Here is a 19696-nt window from a genome sequence, read left to right as displayed (position 1 = left end):
GGTGCAGCAGGAACGACCGGTCGTGGCCGATGGCGACAAACAGGCGTACGTGGACGACATGGTGCGACGCCGCGGGTACGTGCTGCCCTACCACAAGGCGATGGCGGAGGTCGATCTGCCGGTGCTCAAGGCAGCAGACGACCTGGTGTCCGCGGCGTACCTCTCGCAGCGCACGCTGGACCACAGAACCAAGGAGCTGCTGTTCGTCCTCAGCCTCACCGTCCTCAAGGCCGAGCGGCATCACATCGCCAGCCACATCCGGACCGCGCTGCGCATCGGCGTCAGCCCGCAGGAGATCCTCGAGGCCATCGAGATCGCGCTGCCGGAGGCCGGCGTCGTGGCCTTCCAGCACGGGTTCGACGTGTGGCGCGAGGTGGTGGGCGTGACCGGCGTCGAACCCAGCGCTGGCGTCCTTCCTCGACAGTGACGGGTGAATTGACCCGACGGGGGGACGATCCACCGCAACGTCCCGACCTAGCCTCAGCACACCTGACAACAGCCCGAGCTCCGGGCCGCCCGAGAAGACGGAGGAACGACGTGACCGGCGACGCCCTGACGATCCGCAAGGTGTTCTCCCAGATCGAGGAGGTTCGACTCGCGGCCGGCGCCCACGACGACGGGCCGCCGCTACGCAAGGTCGCCGTCTGCGCCGTCGTGACCAACCCGTACGCCGGGCAGGGCTACGTCCAGAACCTCAACGCCCTCGTCGAGGCGTCGCAGGAGATCGGCACCATGATCGGCGCCGAGGCGGCGCGCCTGCTGGACGCCCCGGTGGCGAGCTACGGCAAGGGCGGTCTCGTCGGCGCCGCCGGCGAGCAGGAGCACGTGAACGCCGCTCTCACCTCGGTGTTCGGAAATGCCTTCCGGGACGCCATCGGCGGTGGCGAGGCGTGGATCACCTCGGTCACCAAGCCGGGGACGCCTGGAGTGGTCATCGACGTGCCGCTGGCCTACAAAGACGAGATCTGGGTGCGCAGCCACTACGACGCCCTCGAGGTCCGGATCCCCGACGCCCCGCTGCCCGACGAGCTGGTGATCATCGCCGCCGTCGCCAACCGCGGCCGGCTCAATGCCCGCGTCGGCGGCATGAGCGTGGACGAGGCGAAGGCGAAGGGCGAGCAGTGAGCACACTCGCGATCACCAACGCCGGCACAGTGCTCTCCGGTGACTTCGAGTCGCCCGTCATCGCCGACGTCGACACCGTCATCACCGAGGACGGTGTGATCACCGCCGTGGGCCGGCGGAGCGACCTCGCGGACATGGTCGAGGCCGCCGACGTGGTCATCGACGCGCAGGGCAGCACGCTCGCACCGGGGCTGATCGACTCGCACTGCCACGTGGTGCTCGGCGACTACACGCCTCGACAGAAGACGGTCGACTTCCTCGCCAGCTACGTCCACGGCGGCATCACCAGCGTGATCTCACCGGGAGAGATCCACGCTCCGGGCCGCCCGCACAGCGCCGTCGGCGTCAAAGCGCTGGCGATCGCCGCGAAGACCTGCTTCGACAACTTCCGCCCCGGTGGCATGCGGGTCCACGCGGGAGCGGTCGTGCTCGAGCCGGCGCTCACCGAGAAGGACTTCGCCGACCTGCAGGACGCGGGTGTCCACCTCGCCAAGTTCGGCTTCGGCCGCTATGAGGACCCCTCCGACGGTGTCGACCAGGTGCGCTGGGCGCAGCAGCACGGCATCACCGTGATGTGCCACTCCGGGGGCGCTAGCATCCCGGGGAGCAAGCCGATCACTCCGGAGCATCTGCTCAAGCTCGCCCCCGACGTCTGCGGGCACGTGAACGGTGGGCCGACGTCCCTCGACCAGGCCGGCGTCGACGTGATCATCGAGCAGACGGAGATGGCGCTTCAGCTCGTCCAAGCGGGCAACCTGAAGTCCTCGGTTCGGATCCTGCGCAAGGCGTACGAGGAGGGCCGCTTCCACCGGATCGTGATCGGATCGGACACGCCGACGGGCACCGGTGTGATGCCGCTCGGCGTGATCAAGACCGTCGCCGAGCTGTCGTCGTTCAGTGGGATCGATCCGGCGCAGATCTGGGCGGCCGCTTCCGGGAACAACGCCCGTACCTGGGGCCTGCCCTCCGGCTTCGTTCGGCAGGGGGCTGCCGCCGATCTCGTGGTCATGGATGCCCCGTGGGGCTCGACCGCAGACGATGCGCTCGGCGCCTTGGCGATCGGTGACATCCCGGGCATCAGCGCTGTGGTCACCGACGGTGTCGTCCGGGGCCTGCTCAGCCGCAACACCCCGCGTGCGGCACGGCTGGCCACCGCACGCCCGGAAATGACCCACCTGGCGGGCGGCCACTGACGCCCACCGACCACCCACACGAGGAGTTGGACAAACGATGAAGGTTATCGTCGACCTCGACGCATGCCAGGGCTACGCCTGCTGCATGATGGAGGCGCCCGAGGAGTTCGACCTCGACGAGGACGCCGGCAAGGTGCTCCTGCTGCTGGAGAGCCCGCCCGAGGGCCTGCGCACCAAGACCGAGGCTGCCGTGCGGGCCTGTCCCGCCAAGGCCCTCAAGCTTGAGGACTGAGGACGGGGACATGGACAGGGTGGTCGTCGTCGGGGCGTCGCTCGCAGCGGTGCACGCGGTCGAGGCGCTCCGCGAACACGGGTACGCCGGCGACATCGCGCTCGTCGGTGCCGAGGACGTGCTCCCGTACGACCGCCCACCGCTGTCCAAGGAGGCCCTGCGCGAAGGCGTCGAGCCCGACAAGCTGCTGTTGCGCGACCCGGGCTGGTACGACGGCCAGGGCGTCACCCTGCGCCTGGGCCGGGCCGCCATCGGCCTCGATACCCGTGACCGCGCCGTCGTTCTCGAGGGCGGTGGCCGCGTCCCCTATGACGGGGTGGTGCTTGCGACCGGTTCGCGGGCCCGCACGGTGACCTGTGGACCCCCGGCAGCCGAGCGGGCCGTGCGTTCGCTCCGGTCGCTCGAGGACGCGGTCGCGCTGCGGCAGGAGCTGCTCGAGGCGAGGAGTCTGGTCGTCATCGGGGCTGGTTTCATCGGGCTTGAGGTGGCGGCGACGGCCCGTGAGATGGGCCTGGAGGTCACCGTGGTCGAGCTCGCGCCCGTGCCCCTGGCGCGCGTCCTCGGCGACGAAGTCGGCCATTGGTTCCGCCACTACCACGCGCAGCGCGGCGTGGACGTCCGGTGCGGAGTCGCCGTCGACGAGATCGAGAGGAGTGCCGGCAACAGCAAGGTCCGGCTGCGCGACGGGACGGTGCTCTCCGCCGACCTCGTCGTCGCCGGCGTTGGCGCGGCGCCGGCCACGGACTGGCTGGCCGGCAGCGGGCTCGGCCTCGGCGACGGAGTGCGCTGCGACGAGGCTCTGCGCACCACCGTGCCCGATGTGGTGGCTGCCGGTGACGTGGCCACCTGGTACAACCCGCTCTTCGACGAGACCATGCGCGTGGAGCAGTGGAACAACGCGGTCATCCAGGGGCGGCACGCCGCCGGCACGCTGCTCGGCGGAGGCGACGCCTGCGCCGTGGTGCCCTACTTCTGGTCCGATCAGTTCGAGGCCAGAATGCGCTTCGTCGGCCGTTCCAACGCCGCCAGTGACGTGCGTGTCGTCGAGAGCAGTGACCGGCGGCTCGTGGCGCTCTTCGGGCGCGACGGCAAGATCCGCGGTGCGCTCTGCGTCAACGCTCCCCGGCAGCTCGCGCGCTACCGGAAGGCGATCGAGGACCAGGTGCCCTGGGGCGACGTGGACTGACGCCGACGGCCCGCGCCTGTGCGCGTCGGCTGCCCTGAGAGCTGTGCTGCTGACCGACGAGCACCCGCTCGTCGGTCAGGTCGGTCATCGCCGCGTCAAGCCCCTCACGGCCGCGGCCTGACTCCTTCACCCGGCAAGTGCATCTGCTCTGCCGGGTAGGATGCCACGTCGCCGGTCACCCACCCCGTCGACCTGTGCCCAGCGCACCGGTTGCCGTTCTCGGCGTCGATCCCCGCAGCCACCTCGTCGCGGCGCTCCTCGAGCCGTCGGGCGACATGGTCAGGGTGTCCGAGCAGGCGTACGTCGACGTGCACACCAAAGTGATCACGGACGATCTACGCGGCGGTCGACGCCCGCTCGAATCTGGTCGGCCGGGATGAGCGGCGAAACTGCCGACGAAGTGCCGTCGTACGGGTGGTGGAGCCGGCCCGTGCGCCCTCCTCGGGCTGGTCGGCGACCCACCAGGCTCGGACGTCGGACCGGGTGAACTCCTCAGCCGGCGGGCCGACGCAGCGATCGTGACCCGCGGATCGGACAGGTGGGCAGGCTCGCGGGATGAATTGACCCGTAGGGGTACTGCGTCGCCCTCCTTCGCGCTCATACGGTCCAGGTCGAGGCAGGACCGCCTCGGCACCGACCAGGAAGCGCGGATCGGAGGTGTGACGGTTGTTCCAGCTGCAGCAGATGTTGTGGGACATCCGCAAGGACATCGCGCTCGCGACCAGGTTCCAGAACGAGCCCGACGCCGTCCTCGACAGCTACGGCATCGAGGGGGTCGAGCGCGACGCCATGCGCACGCTCGACTTCAAGACGCTCCACGAGCGGGGCGCCAACCCATACCTCCTGTACTTCTGCGCACTGCAGATCGGCGTGGACCGCGCCGAGTACTACACCCGTATTCGCGGAGAGGTGTGACCATGCCCAGCACCGCCACAGGCACCGGCCGCGTCGTCGGAGTATTCGCCACGTCTCACTCGCCGGGCATCACCGGCTTCCCCGAGCGCGCCGACCCCGCCCAGCGCAAGGCCGTCGAGGACGCGTTCGCCGACGTGCGCGACCGTATCGCCGCGCTCGAGCCGGACGCCCTCGTCGTGGTCTCGGTGGAGCACTTCACGAACTTCTTCCTCGCCAACCTGCCGGCCTTCGCCGTCTGCACCGCCGACAGCTACCTCGGTCCAGTGACGCCGGAGATGGGCCAGTTCCTCAACGTCCACCAGCACCAGTACCCGGGCGCCGGGCCGCTCGGTCGCCACCTCTACGAGTTCGCGCTGGAGTCGGAGTTCGACCCGAGCCTGGTCGAGGGCGGGATGGCGTTCGACGAGAACTTCTGCGTGCCCCTCAAGCACCTCGACCCGGAGTCCCGGTACCCGCTGGTGCCGATCATCGTCAACGGCGTGAACCCGCCATGGCCCACCGCGCGCCGTTGCTACGACTTCGGGCGGATGGTGCGCGCCGCGGTCGAGGCGCAGAACGAGTACCAGCGAGTGGTCGTGGTCGCCACCGGCGGCCTCTCCCACTGGGTGGGCATGCCGGAGTCCGGAACGATCAACGAGGACTTCGACCGGGACTTCCTGGCGCGTCTCGAGGCGGGCGACCCCGAGCGGTTGACCGCCTACAGCCGGGACGAGATCGATCTCGCCGGAAACGGAGCCCACGAGATCAGGACATGGCTCGTCGCAGCGGGTGCGGCAGCCAGCCCCTTCGAGACGCTCGTCTACGAGCCCGTGCCTGCCTGGCTTACCGGAACCGCCGTCGTGGCCGCCCGGATGTGAACCGAACCAACCGATGAAGAAGGACGCCAACATGAGCAAGCTTCCCAAGGTCACCGGCCCGGACATGCGCGGTGTGATGTCCTACCCGCCCACCCCGGCCCTTCCCGGCGCGGAGCGCGTGGACGCCGTGGACACCGTCGACCTGGCCGAAACCGAGCGGATGATCAGAACGCTGATCGCCGACGGCGTCGACGCGATCGCCCTGAACGGCACCCTCGGTGAGTGCGCCACCCTGACGCTGAAGGAGTGGCAGGACTTCGCCGGCTGCGTCGCCGAGACCGTCCGTGACGTCAACCCGGACTTCCCGGTGTTCATCGGCACGACCACGCTGAACACCCGCGACACCGTGTCGCGGATGAAGTTCCTCGCGGAGCTGGGCATCACCGGCACGCTGCTCGGCCGGCCGATGTGGGGCAACATGGTCGCGCCGGTGATGGAGCGCTTCTACCGCGACGTCGCCGAAGCCGTCCCCGCGCTCGCGATCGTCGTCTACGACAACACCGCGGCGTTCGGCGGAATCATCCCCCGCAGCGTCTACAAGACCCTCATCGAGCTTCCCCAGGTCGTCGCCGTGAAGTACGCCGGCGGTGCGTCGGTCGGCTTCCGCTACCACAACGACATGGCCCACACCGGCAAGCACTTCCCCCTGATGCCGATCGAGACGGACTGGCTGCCGGCCTGGGAGATGTACGGCGAGGAGCTCGTCGGCATGGCCTGGTCGTCAACCACCGCCTGCGGCCCCGCCCCGGTGCTCGCGCTGCGGGACGCGCTGCGGGACAACCGCATCGAGGACGCCAAGTGGCTGACCGAGCGTCTGCGCTGGGCGCACGAGCCGTTCCTGGTCGGTCAGGACTTCATGGAGTTCGCGAAGTACAACATCCCGCTGGAGAAGATCCGGGTCAACGAGGCGGATTACATCCACGTCGGCAAGTGCCGCCCGCCGTACACGGAGGACCTGGTGCCGGAGAAGCACGTCCAGGACACCAAGGACCACATCGCCCGGTACAAGCAGGTGATCGACCAGGTGGCCGAGCGCTTCGGCACGACTCACACGACCCGGAGCTGACAAAGATGTCGCAGGACCTGGACACGATGATCCGCGAGATGCGCGAGGGAGTGCCCGCCGGGCGGGTCCCCGCGCGCATCTTCAACGATCGGGAGGTTTTCGAACGCGAGCTGACGCGGGTGTTCGGCAAGGCCTGGTGCTTCCTCGCGCACGAGTCGGAGATCCCGAAGCCCGGCGACTACGTCACGCGCTACATCGCCAACAACAACATCATCGTGGCGCGGGACGAGAAGGGCGAGGTGCACGCACACCTCAACATGTGCCGCCATCGCGGCAACATGATGTGCAAGTCCGAGATGGGCAACGCGTCGCACTTCCGCTGCTCCTACCACGGTTGGGTGTACAAGAACTCAGGCGAGCTCATCGGCGTTCCGTACTTCAACGAGGCGTACGCCAAGAAGCTCGACCGCAAGCAGTTCGGCCTGGTCAAGGTGCGCGTCGACAGCTACGCCGGCCTGATCTTCGGCACGCTAGACCCGGAGGCGGAGAGCCTTGAGGACTATCTGGGCGGGTTCCAGTTCTACCTGGACATCTACCTCAAGCAGGGTGTGAACGGCAGCGAGGTGCACGGCCCGCCGGACCACTGGGTGGCCGAGACCGACTGGAAGATCTGCACCGAGAACTTCTCCGGCGACGGCTACCACACCCCGGTGGCGCACCAGTTCGGGTTCCACCTGGGCTACTTCCCGTCCTCCGGCTCGACGCACTCGAAGGGCTGGGCGGTGCACATCCCCGGCAAGGGACACGGCATCGGCCTCGGGCACACGCCGGGGATGCAGCCGTTCTTCGGCTACCCCGACGACCTCGTCAAGCAGATGCACGAGAGCCTCAGCCCGGAGCAGCTCGAGGTCTTCTCCAAGACCAGGACCGCCGTGGGTTCGGTGTTCCCGAACCTGTCCTTCCTGATCCAGCCGCTGAGCCTGCAGCCCGGTGACCCGGGCGTGCGGTTCTGCACGATGCGGCTCTACCACCCGGTCGGCCCCGGGCGGATGGAGATGTGGTCGTGGTGCCTGGTGCCCAAGGACGCCTCGGACGAGTACAAGAAGGCCGCCTACCAGGCGTACACCCTGGCCTTCGGTCAGGCCGGCACCTTCGAACAGGACGACTTCGAGAACTGGACGAAGGTCACCAAGATGACGGGCAGCACCCTCGCCCGCGACGTGGACTTCCCCTACATCCAGGGGCTCGAGCGAGAGCCGCTGACGGACTTCCCCGGCCCCGGGTACGCCGTCGAGCCGTACGTCACCGAGGACAACTTCCGCAACCTCTGGGCGACCTGGGCGCGCTACATGGAGGGTGAGTGACGTGGCACTCCAGATGGATCTCGCCGACCGGGAGGTGCAGGAGTCCGTCCGCGACTTCCTGCACCTGGAGTCGCTGGCACTGGACGAGCGGCGGTTCCGTGACTGGTTGACCGCCTTCGCGGAGGACGCCCGGTACGAGGTACCGGTGCGCGTGACACGCGAAAAGCTGGCTGAGTGGGAGCTGTCACCGACCTCACGGATCTTCGACGACACCAAGCGGACGCTGGAGTTCCGGGTCGAGCGCCTGGAGACGGACTTCGCGTGGTCGGAGCAGCCGCCGTCACGGACCCGGCACTACGTGACGAACGTACTGGTCGAGCGGACCGACACCGCGGACGAGTACCTCGTGCACTCGAACTGCCTCATCTACCGCAGCCGCGGCGACGACCCCAACCCGAGCATCTTCTCCACCCAGCGCAAGGACCGCATCCGCAAGGCCGACGACAGCTGGCAGATCGTGCACCGGTGGGCCGCGATCGACCAGTCGCTGATCAACGCGCACAACATGTCGATCTTCATCTGAGCGAGAACGCGGAGGAACCATGTCCGAGGAGAACGTACCCGCCGAACAGCCGGGGAGCGTTGCCAACCTCTTCCAGGTGGGCGACTGGCCGGCGGAAGGGACACTGCTCGGCCGGATGCCGGAAGAGAGCATGCCCGGGCCCATCGTCGTCTCGAACGAGTTCGCCGATGTGGTCGTCACCCAGGTACGCAGCCGCAACGGCGTGCGACTGGACATCTGGTCGCCGCGCCGCGGCAGCCGGATCCAGCTCGACGCGGTCGCCCTCGACTGCCTGAGCTATCAGTCGCCCGACGTCATCACCCAGATGTTGGCCGAGAAGCCCGGAGGATGAGCGGCCGCCTCGCGACCGTCGCCGCGGTCGTCACCGGTGGCGGCTTCGGAATAGGACGGGCCGTCGTCGAGGCCTACCTCGCCGAGGGCGCCGCAGTCACCGTGGTGGAGCGTTCCGCCGAGAACGCCGAACGGCTGCTGCACGATCACCCCCACGGGGTGCAGGTCGTGGTCGGCGACGCGACCGACCCGGCGCTCCTGGCCAGGGCGGTCGCCGAGGCGGGAGCAGGCGGGCGGGCGCATGGCCAGCTCACCTGCTGTGTGGGCGTGCACGACAGTTTCGCCAGCGTGCGCGAACTCACCGCCGAGGCCCTCACCGAGGCCGGCCGGGAGCTGTGGTCGACGAACGTGCTCAGCGCGATGCTCGCCGTCAACGCGGCCTACCCGTGGCTCTCGCGCAGCTCCGGCTCGGTGACGCTCACGGTCTCGGAGTCGGCCTTCCACAACACCGGGGGCGGGGTGCTCTACGGCAGCTCCAAGTGGGCGGTCCGCGGGGTGATCTCCCACCTGTCCGCGGACCTGGCACCCGAGGTCCGGGTCAACGGCGTGTCCCCGGGTGGCACCACCGCGACCCGCTTCGCCGGCTCCGAGACCCTCGGTACGCCGACACCCGCGGATCAGCGGGCCGGGCGCGACCAGATGATCGCCGACGGGAACGTGCTGGGCGTGGTGCCGTCGCCCGCCGACCACGCGGGCGCCTACCTGTACCTTGCCGACCCGGTGGCGGCTCGCGTCGTCACCGGCGTCGTCATCAACACCGACGGAGGTCGACGCTGACGTGTCCAAGACGCCTCTGGACCTGGTCAAGGACCACCTGCGCGCCGAGGACCGCCACGACGTCGCGGCGGTCCTGGCCACCTTCACCGACGACTGCATCTACCGGATCCCGGCCTACGACGTCGACCTGCGGGGCAAGGAGGAGATCGGACAGTTCTACTCCGGCATGTTCGCCTCGTTCCCGGACTTCGCCAACGAGTCGGAGACCTATCACGTCTCCGACGAGGCGGTCTTCGTGGAGATCGTCACCGAGCGCACCCACGGCGGCCCGTGGCGTGACTTCGAGCCGACGGGCACGACGTTCCGGACGACCTCGCTCGCCCAGTTCCCGATCGCCCCGGACGGGCTGCTCGGCGGAGAGATCGTCCATGTCAACCCCGTCGACGCGCTCTACAAAATCGGGGCGCTACCGAATCCGGACCTGTTCCGCGCGGTACGCCGCTTCCGCCCGCTCGCCGGGCGCAAGGCGTTGGTTACGGGCGCCTCGCGGGGCATCGGGGCCGCCATCGCGTCCGCCCTCGCCGAGGCGGGCGCCGACATCGCACTGGCGGGAAGGGACGAGACGGCCCTCGCCGAGGCCACCGCCCGTGCAGCGGCGGGCGGCATCCGGGTCGAGACCCTGATTGGCGACGTGACTGACGTGGCCACCTGCGAACGACTCATGGGTGACGCCGTCGACGCACTTGGGGCCGTCGACATCCTTGTCAACGCCGCCGGTGGCACCCGCCGCGTCCCGGCACTGGAGATGACCGAGGGGCAATGGGACGCGGTCCAGGACATGAACCTCAAGTCCGCCTTTTTCCTCAGTCAGGCGGCGGCACGGCGGATGGTGAAGCTGGGCCGGGGCGGGTCGATCATCAACGTGGCCTCGCTCAACAGCGTGGTGGGGAACGCCTGGGCGGCCTCGTACGCCGCCAGCAAGGGCGGGATCGCGTCGCTGACGCGTAGCCTCGCCCTCGAGTGGGCCGGCGCCGGCATCCGCCTCAACGCCATCGGGCCCGGCATGATTGCCACCGAGATGACCGAGCCGCTGACCGAGGACCTCGAGCGCTACCAGGCACTGCTCGCCCATATCCCGATGGGCCGCTTCAGCAGGCCGGATGAGTTGGCCGGAGCCGCCGTGTTCCTCGCGTCGGCGGCGTCGTCGTACCTCACCGGTCAGATCATCTACGTCGACGGGGGCTACCTCTGTGTCTGAGCCACCGCACGACGGGCGTCTCCGGTCGCCTCGCGGTGGCCGTGTCGTCGTGGTGACCGGGGCCGCCGGTGGCATCGGCCGCAGCTGCGCACTGCTCCTCGCCGGGCGGGGGGCGGACCTGGCCTTGGCGGACCTCGATGCCGACCGGCTCGCCGTGGTCGCGGCTGAGGCGAGGGCACTGGGTGCGCGGGTGCACGTCCGACCTGTCGACGTCACCCGGGAGGATGACTGCGCTGCGCTGGTCGAGGACACGCTGCTGCACCTCGGCCGGCTCGACGGCGCGGTTCTCGCGGCCGGGACGGCCCACCACGCCGGCGTTCTGGATCTGACTTCGCAGCAGTGGCGGACCGCGGTGGAGGTACACCTCACCGCCACGTTTCTCTGTCTGCAGGCCGTCGCCCGGCAGATGGCGCCCGGTGGGGCGATCGTCTGCCTGTCCTCCACGGTCGCGGAGGTCGGTGGCCCGCCGCGGCAGGCCCACTACGTCGCCGGCAAGGCAGGCACGCTGGGCCTGGTGCGCGCCGCCGCCCGTGAGTTGGGCGCCCGTGGTGTGCGGGTCAACGCGGTGTCGCCGGGGTTCACCGACACCGGGATGAACACCGGACTGTTCAGCGACGAGGAGCTCGCCGAGCGGGTCGCCCGCGCGCCGCTGGGGCGACTCGCCGTGCCGGACGACATCGCCACGGTCGTCGCGTTCCTGCTGGGTGCAGACGCCGCCTTCGTCACTGGGCAGAACATCCGCGTGGACGGCGGCGCGAGCCTGGCCTGAAGATCCGCCCGGCGGGCGTGGGTGCCGAGAGGCCCGGCGCGAAGCGCCGAACAGTGAAACGGCCCCGGGCAACGGCACAGAGGTGCCGCGCCCGGGGCCGTCAACTGTCCCGCAGTGTCCGATCAGAGCCGGTCGGCGAACCAGTCGGTGAGCCGAGCCACGGCGACTGCCGCGTAGTCGTAGCTGCAGTGCAGGGACCCGGCGCCGTCGTAGATGTCGGTGGTGACGTCCTCGACCGTGAGCGCCTCGATGAACTGTTCGGCGCCCTTGATGTCCATGATGATGTCGCGGGTGCCGTGCATGACGTAGACCGGTACGTTGATCTTGTCCGCCACACCGTCGAGCGTGAACTTCGCGAGCTTCTCGCGGGCCTCGGCGTCATCCTTCGAGCCCGACAGCCACTGCAGCTGCTCCTGCAGGGGCGGGTAGAACTCGTAGAAGTCGCGGAGGATGCTCCAGGTGCCGCACCAGGCGGCGACCGCCTTCACCCGCGGCTCGAAGGCGGCTGCGCGCGGCGCGTAGTACCCGCCGAAGCTGACGCCGGCGAGTCCGAGGCGGTCCATGTCGACGTCGGAGCGGGTGGCGAGGTAGTCGAGCACCGCCGCGACCGGCACCTCGTAGTCCGGCCGGCTGTACATCTTCTTGAACCGCAGCGAGCTTCCACGACCGGGCGTGTCGACGACGACGACGTTGATACCGCGGTCGGGGAACTGGTTGCCGCCGAGGAAAATCAGCTCCTCGGCCCAGGAGTCCGCACCGCCGAGGAACAGCACCGTCGGCCGCTTCTCCCCGGAGTTGTCGGGCCGCATGATGTAGCCGTCCATCGTGGTGTTCTCGAAGGGGACGTGGATCCGCTCGAGGACGCCGTCACTGAGCTCGACGGCCTTCTGGAAGTTCTTCGTGCCGTTGACGTAGGCCTGCTCACGCCGTGGATCAGAGGAGCGCAGGAAGAACTCGGAGTGCCGGTAGTAGCTGCACGAGCGGAAGAACGCTTTCATCGCGGTGTTGCGGTGGCCGGCGTCGAGCTCGCGCTGGGCGAACGCGCCGGTCTCCTCGGCGGTGCGCACCCACTCGCGTTGCCAGACCTCGCCGTCGGTGGTGGTGTCACCGATACGTGCCGCGGTACGGGCACACTCGAACAGGTCCGCACCGCCGACTGCCACCTGGGCGAGCAGTCGCATGGTCTGCAGCGACCAGTCCTCGTCCTGGGGGAAGAGTTCGATGATGGACAAGGCGTCGTGCTCGAGGTTCGCGTCGGGCGCATTCTGGCTGGTCGTCATGCTTCACTCCGCTTCTTACGAGGGCCTCTGACGCGGGACGGAGCGCGGCCCCGCGTACGCCGGCAGGCGCCGACGCGGTAACCCGCTGCTGCCAACGTAGGGACGGGCCGATACCGGGCACGTCCCCCCGACGGGTCAATTCAGGAATTCGCCGGATCGCCCCTTCCAGCGACTCCCGGTCTGGCCCATGCTCGGTGCTTGTCAGACGAGTGGATACCCGCTCAGGGCTACACGTCCTGGGCGTTCGGGCAGCGGCTCTGGCACCCACGGGGCTGCTCAGCCCGCCGGCCCAGTCGGTGCACACCCGCAGCCCGACGCAGGGCATCACCGCATGACACCTGAGATGACAGGAGAACCAGTGCAGCAGGTGCAGCCCAACTGGATAGCCGGGAAGCCGGTCGGATCCGACGACATCCTTGACGTCGTCCACCCCTGGGACGGGCGGCTGGCCGGCCGGGTCGGCCTGGCCACGCCGCAGCAGATAGAGGAGGCCGTCGCCGCCGCCGACGCGGTCCGCCGGGAGGCGGCCGCGCTGCCGGCGCACGTCCGGGCCGCCGCGCTCGATCACGTCCAGCGCCGGCTCACCGAGCGCGCCGACGAGATCGCCCGGCTGATCACCGCCGAGTCCGGCAAGCCGTTGAAGTGGGCCCGGGTCGAGGTCACCCGAGCCGCCTCCGTCTTCCGGCTGGCCAGTGAGGAGGCCCGGCGCTGGAGCGGCGAGCTACAGCGGCTCGACACCGATCCCGGCGGGGTCGGGCGGATCGCGATGATCCAGCGGGTGCCGCGCGGACCGGTCCTGGGCGTGGCGCCGTTCAACTTCCCACTGAACCTCGTCGCGCACAAGCTGGCCCCGGCCGTCGCCGTCGGCGCGCCGATCGTCGTCAAACCGGCCCCGAAGACGCCCCTGTCGGCGCTGCTGCTGGGGGAGCTGTTCGCCGAAACCGAGCTTTCGTCGGGCATGGTCTCGGTCGTCGTCGTGCCCAACGAACGCGCCGGCGACCTGGTCGCCGACCCGCGGCTTCCGGTGGTGTCCTTCACCGGCTCGGGGCCGGTCGGCTGGGGGATTCGCGACGCGGTCCCGCGCAAGCACGTCACCCTCGAACTCGGCGGCAACGCGGCGGCGGTGGTCTGCGCGGACTGGGCCAGCGACGCCGACCTTGACTGGGCCGCCTCGCGTATCGCGACTTTCGCCAACTACCAAGCCGGCCAGTCGTGCATCTCCGTTCAGCGGGTCTTCGTCGACCGGACGCTGGCCGGCCCATTCGCCGATCGGCTCGTCGCCGCCGTGCGGGCACTTCGGGTCGGTGACCCGTGGGACGAGACCACCGACGTCGGCCCGCTGATCGACGTCGTCGCCGCCGAGCGGGTCGAGGCGTGGGTGGGGGAGGCGGTGGCAGCCGGCGCGACGCTTTTGACCGGTGGCGTGCGGGACAACAGCGCCTTTGCTCCGACCGTGCTCGCCGATGTGCCGCCGCATGTCAAGGTGTCCAAGGAGGAAATCTTCGGCCCAGTGCTCACCGTCACCACCATCGACGGAGTCGACGCCGCGTTCGCCGCCGTCAACGACTCACGGTACGGGCTGCAAGCGGGCATCTTCACCCACGACATCCGCGTCGCCATGCGGGCGCAGGCCGAGCTGGAGGTCGGTGGCATCATCGTCGGTGACGTGCCCAGCTACCGCGCCGACCAGATGCCTTACGGCGGGGTCAAGGAGTCCGGCGTCGGCCGAGAGGGTGTGCGTTCGGCGATGGAGGACCTGACCCATGAGCGAGTTATGGTTCTCGCCGTGTAGCGGGAACGGTCCCGCCCGGCGCCCCGCCAACAGGCCGAGCAATCGCGGGACGATTACCACCGGACTGGGGTAGCCGGCTGGGGGCAGTGGAGGGCCCCGACCGGTGCTGAACTGCATCGAACAGCACTCAACTAGAGCCGTAGGCGCTTACGGGCGGCCTGCAGGGACGGTGATCGACAGCCGAGATACCTTGACCGGTTCTTGTGCTCGCGACCTGCGTCGTTCGAGGCTGGATACATCGCCGTTGACCCCACCGGGCGCGTGATCGTCGCCGACGAGCCGGGACATCTGCCGGGGCTAGATGAACGGCTGGCACTGCTGGCAGGGCGGCGAGCAAGCGCCCACACCACCCGTAGCGCTGCCTACTTCACCTGGCACCGCGAGAACACCTCGCGGCCAACGCGACACGCCGTCGATGACGACGAGCCTCGTGCGTCAGATGAACGCCGAGGACCTACGTCGGGAAAGACCGCCGCTGGACCGGCAACAGACTTCGCTCAGTGACCTCTTCTGCGGTCCCGAAGCTGTCATGTCGCTGTCCACGCTCAGGTGTTGCCTGCAAGGACTCTGCCGCCCTGTAGTACACGTCCCGCTGGCTGTGCCGGCGGTCACCCGCCTTTCGTCCGCCGGGGATGAGGCGGAGGAGGGCTGGCGGCGTCATAAGCGGTCCCCGGCCGCTGTCGTCCCGTTGCTCAGCTGTTCAGCCGCCTCCGCGCCCCCGGTAACCGCCGGGCCTTCCGGCACGCAGCTTCTCCATCTCGTTCTGATCACGGGGCTTGACATCCTCCGAGAAAATTCAGACCCTTCCTTCAGGCACCGAATTTAGCGGTGGAAGGAAGTGCTTCATGACGGCTGCGACGTCGGGACCCCGTCTGCGGGATGTCAACCGGGTCGCCGTGCTTGCCTTGATTGGCCGACACGGACCGATTTCACGCGCCGAGGTTGCCCGGCGGCTCGGCCTCAGTCCGCCGACCGTCACTGCGGTCACCCGCTCGTTGATCGAGGCCGGGGTTATCCGTAAGGTCGACGACGGTATTCCGCAGGGCGGCCGACCCGCCGAGCTGCTCGCGGTGGTGGGACGGGCCGCGCATGCGATCGGGGTCAAGGTCGCCGCGGGTCGGCTCACGGGCGTGCGGGCCGACCTGGACGGGACCCTCCTCCAGACGTTCTCCGCACCGTTCGATGAGGCCGCCGTCAACCCGTTCGGCGCCCTGTCCGAGCTGCTCGCGCCGCATGTGGCCGCCGTCGATGACGCACCGCTGCTCGGGATCGGGCTCGGTGTGCCCGGTTTCGTCGACAGCCGCACCGGCTTGGTGGAGGCCCCACTGCTGGGCTGGCGACACATGCCGCTGCGTGACTACCTCAGCCAGCTCCTCGGCGTGCCGGTGCTTGTGGACAACGACGTCAACACCTTGGCGGCGTATGAGCACCTGTACGGGCTGGGCCGGCCGTACGAGGACTTCCTCACCATCACCCTCGGGCAGGGCGTCGGCGCAGCCGTCGTTTCCGGAGGTGACCTGCGTCGCGGCGGACATGGTGCCGCGGGTGAACTAGGGCACCTGCCGGTAGATCCCGAAGGCCCGCCCTGCCACTGCGGCAGACGCGGTTGCCTGGAGACCTACGTTTGTGACAGCGCGCTCGTCCACCAGGCGCGAAAGGTGGGCGCGATCGGCCCGGACGCCGGTCTGGCCGACCTGCGCGCCGCAGCAGACGGCGGGCACGCCGGGGCGCAGGAGGTCTTCCGTGCCGCCGGAGCACGCCTCGGCACCGTCGCTGCCGGGCTGGCCACCGTGCTCGACCCCCAGGCGGTCCTGGTCAGCGGGGAAGGAACTCTGGCCTGGACGCACCTGGCGGATGGGTTCCTCACCGCCCTGCGCGCCGGCATGTTTCCGCCCCTTGTCGACGGGGTCAACGTGCACGTCGACCCGTGGGACGACACGAAATGGGCCCTGGGTGCCGCCGCTCTGGTGCTTCGAGCGCCGTTCACGATGAACGCCGAGCCGCACACCGACGCCATCCGCGCGCGGCTGGCGGCCTTTCCCGGTGCCGAGGTGACCCAGTGACCGCACCGCCTGCCCCCACCACTGCCCGGCCATCACGCCCGGCTCAAGCGCCGGTGCAGCGCAGGCGCCCACCTGGCGCCGCCCGCCGCAGTCTGCGCACGGCCGTCGCGGCGGCCGGCTTCCTCGCCCCCAGCCTGCTTCTGCTGCTGGGCTTCTGGATCGGCCCGATGCTCGGCACCGCCTGGGTGAGCCTGCAGGACTGGAACCTCATCGGGGTGCCGACCTTCGTCGGGCTGGACAACTACAGCGAGTTGCTGAGCGACGCCGAGTTCCACGCCGCCCTCGGCCACACCCTGGCCTACCTGGCCGGCTACCTGCCTCTGGTGCTGGTCGGCGGGCTCGCCGTGGCCCTGCTGCTGGACGCCAAGCTCCCCGCGATGACGCTTTACCGGGCCACCTTCTTCCTACCGGTGATCAGCAGCTGGGTCGCGGTGTCACTGCTGTGGAAGTGGCTCCTCAACCCGGCCGACGGGCTGGTCAACCGGATCCTCGGCGCGGTCGGCGTCGCAGGACCCGGGTGGTGGACCGACCCGGACTGGGCCATGCCCTCGGTGGTGCTCGCCTCCGTATGGAAGGACATCGGCTTCGTCGCGGTGATCCTGCTGGCAGGCCTGCAGGCCATTCCGCGTGATTTGTTGGAGGCCGCCGCTCTCGACGGCGCCGGTTGGTGGCGCAAACTGCGCAGCATCACCCTGCCGATGCTCTCCCCGTCCGTGTTCTTCGTCACCGTGATCAGTTTGATCAACGGCTTCCAGGTCTTCGACCAGGTGTGGGTGATGACCGAGGGCGGTCCGGGCGGCGCGTCCAGCGTCGTGGTCGAGCAAATCGTCAAGAACGCCTTCTCGTACGGGCGGGTGGGTTACGCCTCGGCGATGAGCATGGTGCTCTTCGCGGTGATCCTCCTGGTCACCCTCGTCCAGCTCCGACTGCAGCGCAGGTGGGTGCACTATGAGTAAGAATGTCCTGCGGTATGTCGCGCTGACGCTCGGCGCGGTGGCGATGATCGGCCCGTTCGCGTGGATGCTGATCACCTCGCTCACGGGCGACGCTCAGCTCGCCCGCGTCGACGCGCCCCTGGTGCCCGACCCGCCGACGGTGGAGCCGTACGGGCGGCTGAGCGAGGCCTTTTCGTTCTGGCGCTTCGCCGCCAACAGCGTCGGCGTCGCGGTGGTGTCCACGCTGCTGCAACTCCTGACCAGCGCGACCGCCGCCTACGCCTTCAGCCGGCTTCGGTTCCGAGGCAGCAATGCGGTGTTCGTGCTCTACCTCGCCACGATGATGATCCCGATGCAGGTGATCATCGTCCCGCTGTTCATCGAGATGCGCCACCTCGGGCTGGTCGACAGCTACGCCGGGCTGCTGCTTCCCACCGTCGTCTCCAGCTTCGGGGTGTTCATGCTCCGGCAAGCCTTCATGGCACTGCCGAAGGAGCTGGACGAGGCCGCGTACGTCGACGGGGCCGGGCACCTGCGGGTCTTCGCCCAGGTGCTGCTGCCGCTGGTGGCCCCGGCGCTGGCCACCTTCGCCGTCTTCGCCTTCATGTCCAGTTGGAACGCGTTCCTGTGGCCGCTGGTCATCGCACAGACAGAGGCGCACATGACCCTGCCGGTCGGCCTGTCCCTGCTGCAGGGCCGGTACAGCACCGCCTGGAACGTGGTCATGGCCGGCTCGAGCATGTCCGTCCTCCCGATCCTCGCGCTCTACGTCGTTGCCCAGCGCTACGTCGTGCGCGGCATCACCTTCACCGGAATCAAGTCCTGACTCCCCGCACCCCCACACCGAGGAGAGATCCGATGACCACCAGAAGACGCTTCCTGACAGCCGCCGCCGGAGCCTTCACCGCGGTGAGCCTGCTCGCCGCATGCGGGCAGGGCGCCTCCGGCGGAGGCGCCGACGACGACGCCAGCGGCACCATCACCTACTTCACCTTCTCCGCCGCCCCGGACCACCTGAAGGACCTCGACGCGATCAAGGCCGAGTTCGAGAAGCAGAACCCAGGCCTCACCGTGCAGGTGCAGACAGCCGCGTACGACGACTACTTCACGAAGCTGCAGACGGCGATCGCCGGCGGCAACGCACCGGACACCTTCGACCTCAACTACGAGAACTTCGTGACGTACGCCCGGGCCGGCGCGCTGCTGCCGCTCGACGAGAAGGCCAAGGCCGACAAGGACTACGACGCGAACCGGCTCTACCCGAAGGCGCGCGAGGCATTCCAATTCAAGGGCAAGCTCTACGCGGTGCCGTCGACGTTCTCCGACGTGGTGCTGTTCTACAACAAGAAGCTCTTCGACGCCGCGGGCGTCGCCTACCCCACGGCGGACTGGACCTGGGCCGACGAGCAGGCGGCGGCGGCGAAGCTGACCAACAAGGCCAAGGGCGTCTACGGCGACTACCAGCCGGTCACCTTCCACGAGTTCTACAAGGCGCTCGCGCAGAACGGCGGCTCGTTCCTCTCCGAGGACGGCAAGAAGGCGACGTTCAACGACGCTAAGGGCCTCGAGGCGGCACAGTGGCTGCTCGGCAAGCCCGGCACGGTGCAGCCCACCGTCGCCGAGATCGGCGGCAAGGCCGACTACGACACCGCCCTGTTCACCTCCGGCAAGCTCGCCATGTGGCACAACGGCATCTGGCAGATCTCGAAGCTCGCCGGCACCGCCGGTCTGGACTTCGACATCGTCACCGAGGCCGGTAACACTCAGAAGGCGAACGCAGTGTTCATGAACGCCACGGCGGTATCCGCGAAGAGCAAGAAGGCCACCGCGGCCTGGAAGTGGGCCCGGTTCCTCGGCACCTCTGAAAAGGCCGTGGAGACCCGGCTCGCCTCCAACTGGGAACTGCCGGCGGTCAACGACCAGGCCGCGTTCGACAGCTACCTGAAGAAGACACCCCCGGCCAATCGTAAGGCGGTCTTCGACGCGCTGTCGGACATTGCGCTTCCGCCGGTAATCGATGCGCAGCAGTCGAAGATGCAGGACATCGTCACCCAGGCGCTGGAGAAGGCGGCCTCCGGCCAGGCTACGCCGCAGCAGGCTCTCGACGAGGCGGCTGCCGCCGTCAGCGCCCTCATCAAGTAGTCGACACGA

At 69.1% G+C, this 19696-nt stretch carries 21 protein-coding genes; 20 read left to right on the top strand and 1 reads right to left on the bottom strand.

Translation table 11 applies throughout. The annotated features are described in order from the left end of the window. Nucleotide 1: 1 nt before the first annotated feature. The 15 genes from ACLQ2U_RS23285 (at nucleotide 2) to ACLQ2U_RS23215 (ending at nucleotide 11475) form a co-directional block, all read left to right on the top strand. Nucleotides 2-427, top strand: a complete 426-nt coding sequence (locus tag ACLQ2U_RS23285; protein ID WP_393440784.1) for a carboxymuconolactone decarboxylase family protein — start codon at nucleotides 2-4, stop codon at nucleotides 425-427. 110 nt (nucleotides 428-537) lie between these two features. Further along, complete coding sequence (locus ACLQ2U_RS23280) at nucleotides 538-1125, top strand: amino acid synthesis family protein (protein ID WP_425752850.1); 588 nt, start codon at nucleotides 538-540, stop codon at nucleotides 1123-1125. Continuing rightward, on the top strand, nucleotides 1122-2318 hold the full coding sequence (locus ACLQ2U_RS23275) for an amidohydrolase family protein (RefSeq protein ID WP_425752849.1): 1197 nt from the start codon (nucleotides 1122-1124) through the stop codon (nucleotides 2316-2318). Before ACLQ2U_RS23280 ends, ACLQ2U_RS23275 begins: the two co-directional genes overlap by 4 nt. Nucleotides 2319-2355: 37 nt before the next feature. Continuing rightward, a complete protein-coding gene (locus tag ACLQ2U_RS23270) occupies nucleotides 2356-2550 on the top strand; it encodes a ferredoxin (protein ID WP_425752848.1) in 195 nt (64 codons plus the stop codon). A 10-nt stretch (nucleotides 2551-2560) separates the two neighbouring features. Beyond that, nucleotides 2561-3736: an NAD(P)/FAD-dependent oxidoreductase gene (locus tag ACLQ2U_RS23265; protein ID WP_425752847.1), complete on the top strand. Its 1176-nt coding sequence runs from the start codon at nucleotides 2561-2563 to the stop codon at nucleotides 3734-3736. 194 nt (nucleotides 3737-3930) lie between these two features. Continuing rightward, on the top strand, nucleotides 3931-4116 hold the full coding sequence (locus tag ACLQ2U_RS23260; RefSeq protein WP_425752846.1) for a hypothetical protein: 186 nt from the start codon (nucleotides 3931-3933) through the stop codon (nucleotides 4114-4116). 286 nt (nucleotides 4117-4402) lie between these two features. Next, a complete protein-coding gene (locus ACLQ2U_RS23255) occupies nucleotides 4403-4651 on the top strand; it encodes a hypothetical protein (RefSeq protein ID WP_425752845.1) in 249 nt (82 codons plus the stop codon). A gap of 2 nt (nucleotides 4652-4653) precedes the next feature. Then, a complete protein-coding gene (locus ACLQ2U_RS23250; protein WP_210777028.1) occupies nucleotides 4654-5508 on the top strand; it encodes a hypothetical protein in 855 nt (284 codons plus the stop codon). A gap of 31 nt (nucleotides 5509-5539) precedes the next feature. After that, the gene (locus tag ACLQ2U_RS23245) at nucleotides 5540-6574 is read left to right on the top strand and encodes a dihydrodipicolinate synthase family protein (protein WP_210777029.1); all 1035 of its coding nucleotides are present in this window, start codon (nucleotides 5540-5542) and stop codon (nucleotides 6572-6574) included. A 5-nt stretch (nucleotides 6575-6579) separates the two neighbouring features. Further along, nucleotides 6580-7878 carry an aromatic ring-hydroxylating oxygenase subunit alpha gene (locus ACLQ2U_RS23240; RefSeq protein ID WP_425752844.1) on the top strand — a complete coding sequence of 433 codons (1299 nt, stop codon included), beginning with the start codon at nucleotides 6580-6582 and terminating at the stop codon, nucleotides 7876-7878. A 1-nt stretch (nucleotide 7879) separates the two neighbouring features. Then, nucleotides 7880-8401 carry an aromatic-ring-hydroxylating dioxygenase subunit beta gene (locus tag ACLQ2U_RS23235; protein WP_393362309.1) on the top strand — a complete coding sequence of 174 codons (522 nt, stop codon included), beginning with the start codon at nucleotides 7880-7882 and terminating at the stop codon, nucleotides 8399-8401. Between the two features lie 19 nt (nucleotides 8402-8420). After that, nucleotides 8421-8732, top strand: a complete 312-nt coding sequence (locus ACLQ2U_RS23230; RefSeq protein WP_393440772.1) for a hypothetical protein — start codon at nucleotides 8421-8423, stop codon at nucleotides 8730-8732. Next, a complete protein-coding gene (locus tag ACLQ2U_RS23225) occupies nucleotides 8729-9508 on the top strand; it encodes an SDR family NAD(P)-dependent oxidoreductase (RefSeq protein ID WP_425752843.1) in 780 nt (259 codons plus the stop codon). Before ACLQ2U_RS23230 ends, ACLQ2U_RS23225 begins: the two co-directional genes overlap by 4 nt. A gap of 1 nt (nucleotide 9509) precedes the next feature. Continuing rightward, nucleotides 9510-10706, top strand: coding sequence for a glucose 1-dehydrogenase (locus ACLQ2U_RS23220; RefSeq protein WP_425752842.1), 1197 nt, complete (start codon nucleotides 9510-9512; stop codon nucleotides 10704-10706). 49 nt (nucleotides 10707-10755) lie between these two features. After that, entirely contained in the window at nucleotides 10756-11475 is a 720-nt protein-coding gene (locus ACLQ2U_RS23215; RefSeq protein WP_425752841.1) for an SDR family NAD(P)-dependent oxidoreductase, read from the top strand. Between the two features lie 122 nt (nucleotides 11476-11597). Here the strand turns inward: ACLQ2U_RS23215 and ACLQ2U_RS23210 are convergent, their stop codons facing one another. After that, the gene (locus ACLQ2U_RS23210; protein ID WP_210777036.1) at nucleotides 11598-12755 is read right to left on the bottom strand and encodes an alpha/beta hydrolase family protein; all 1158 of its coding nucleotides are present in this window, start codon (nucleotides 12753-12755) and stop codon (nucleotides 11598-11600) included. Nucleotides 12756-13122: 367 nt separating this feature from the next. Between ACLQ2U_RS23210 and ACLQ2U_RS23205 the strand changes: the two genes are divergently transcribed. The 5 genes from ACLQ2U_RS23205 to ACLQ2U_RS23185 all read left to right on the top strand — a co-directional run bounded on the left by ACLQ2U_RS23205 (nucleotide 13123) and on the right by ACLQ2U_RS23185 (nucleotide 19687). Then, nucleotides 13123-14547: an aldehyde dehydrogenase family protein gene (locus tag ACLQ2U_RS23205; protein WP_425752878.1), complete on the top strand. Its 1425-nt coding sequence runs from the start codon at nucleotides 13123-13125 to the stop codon at nucleotides 14545-14547. Between the two features lie 845 nt (nucleotides 14548-15392). Continuing rightward, entirely contained in the window at nucleotides 15393-16610 is a 1218-nt protein-coding gene (locus ACLQ2U_RS23200; protein WP_425752840.1) for an ROK family transcriptional regulator, read from the top strand. A 53-nt stretch (nucleotides 16611-16663) separates the two neighbouring features. Next, nucleotides 16664-17566: a carbohydrate ABC transporter permease gene (locus ACLQ2U_RS23195; RefSeq protein ID WP_425752839.1), complete on the top strand. Its 903-nt coding sequence runs from the start codon at nucleotides 16664-16666 to the stop codon at nucleotides 17564-17566. After that, nucleotides 17559-18371 (top strand): carbohydrate ABC transporter permease, encoded by an 813-nt coding sequence (locus tag ACLQ2U_RS23190; RefSeq protein WP_425752838.1) that lies wholly within the window; start codon nucleotides 17559-17561, stop codon nucleotides 18369-18371. The genes ACLQ2U_RS23195 and ACLQ2U_RS23190 overlap by 8 nt, the downstream gene beginning before the upstream one ends. A gap of 32 nt (nucleotides 18372-18403) precedes the next feature. Continuing rightward, nucleotides 18404-19687, top strand: a complete 1284-nt coding sequence (locus tag ACLQ2U_RS23185; protein WP_425752837.1) for an ABC transporter substrate-binding protein — start codon at nucleotides 18404-18406, stop codon at nucleotides 19685-19687. Nucleotides 19688-19696 lie beyond the last annotated feature (9 nt).

It is taken from the genome of Micromonospora sp. DT47 (assembly GCF_049844475.1).
Classification (GTDB): Bacteria; Actinomycetota; Actinomycetes; order Mycobacteriales; family Micromonosporaceae; genus Micromonospora.
Note: the sequence above shows the minus strand (reverse complement) of the source record. Positions and strands in the feature narration are given on the sequence as shown.

Bases quoted from the DNA above. Each gene is read 5' to 3' on its own strand.
- ACLQ2U_RS23270 (WP_425752848.1), top strand. From the start codon at position 2,356: ATGAAGGTTATCGTCGACCTCGACGCATGCCAGGGCTACGCCTGCTGC.
- ACLQ2U_RS23265 (WP_425752847.1), top strand. From the start codon at position 2,561: ATGGACAGGGTGGTCGTCGTCGGGGCGTCGCTCGCAGCGGTGCACGCG.
- ACLQ2U_RS23250 (WP_210777028.1), top strand. From the start codon at position 4,654: ATGCCCAGCACCGCCACAGGCACCGGCCGCGTCGTCGGAGTATTCGCC.
- ACLQ2U_RS23245 (WP_210777029.1), top strand. From the start codon at position 5,540: ATGAGCAAGCTTCCCAAGGTCACCGGCCCGGACATGCGCGGTGTGATG.
- ACLQ2U_RS23240 (WP_425752844.1), top strand. From the start codon at position 6,580: ATGTCGCAGGACCTGGACACGATGATCCGCGAGATGCGCGAGGGAGTG.
- ACLQ2U_RS23230 (WP_393440772.1), top strand. From the start codon at position 8,421: ATGTCCGAGGAGAACGTACCCGCCGAACAGCCGGGGAGCGTTGCCAAC.
- ACLQ2U_RS23225 (WP_425752843.1), top strand. From the start codon at position 8,729: ATGAGCGGCCGCCTCGCGACCGTCGCCGCGGTCGTCACCGGTGGCGGC.
- ACLQ2U_RS23210 (WP_210777036.1), bottom strand. From the start codon at position 12,755: ATGACGACCAGCCAGAATGCGCCCGACGCGAACCTCGAGCACGACGCC.
- ACLQ2U_RS23200 (WP_425752840.1), top strand. From the start codon at position 15,393: ATGACGGCTGCGACGTCGGGACCCCGTCTGCGGGATGTCAACCGGGTC.
- ACLQ2U_RS23190 (WP_425752838.1), top strand. From the start codon at position 17,559: ATGAGTAAGAATGTCCTGCGGTATGTCGCGCTGACGCTCGGCGCGGTG.
- ACLQ2U_RS23185 (WP_425752837.1), top strand. From the start codon at position 18,404: ATGACCACCAGAAGACGCTTCCTGACAGCCGCCGCCGGAGCCTTCACC.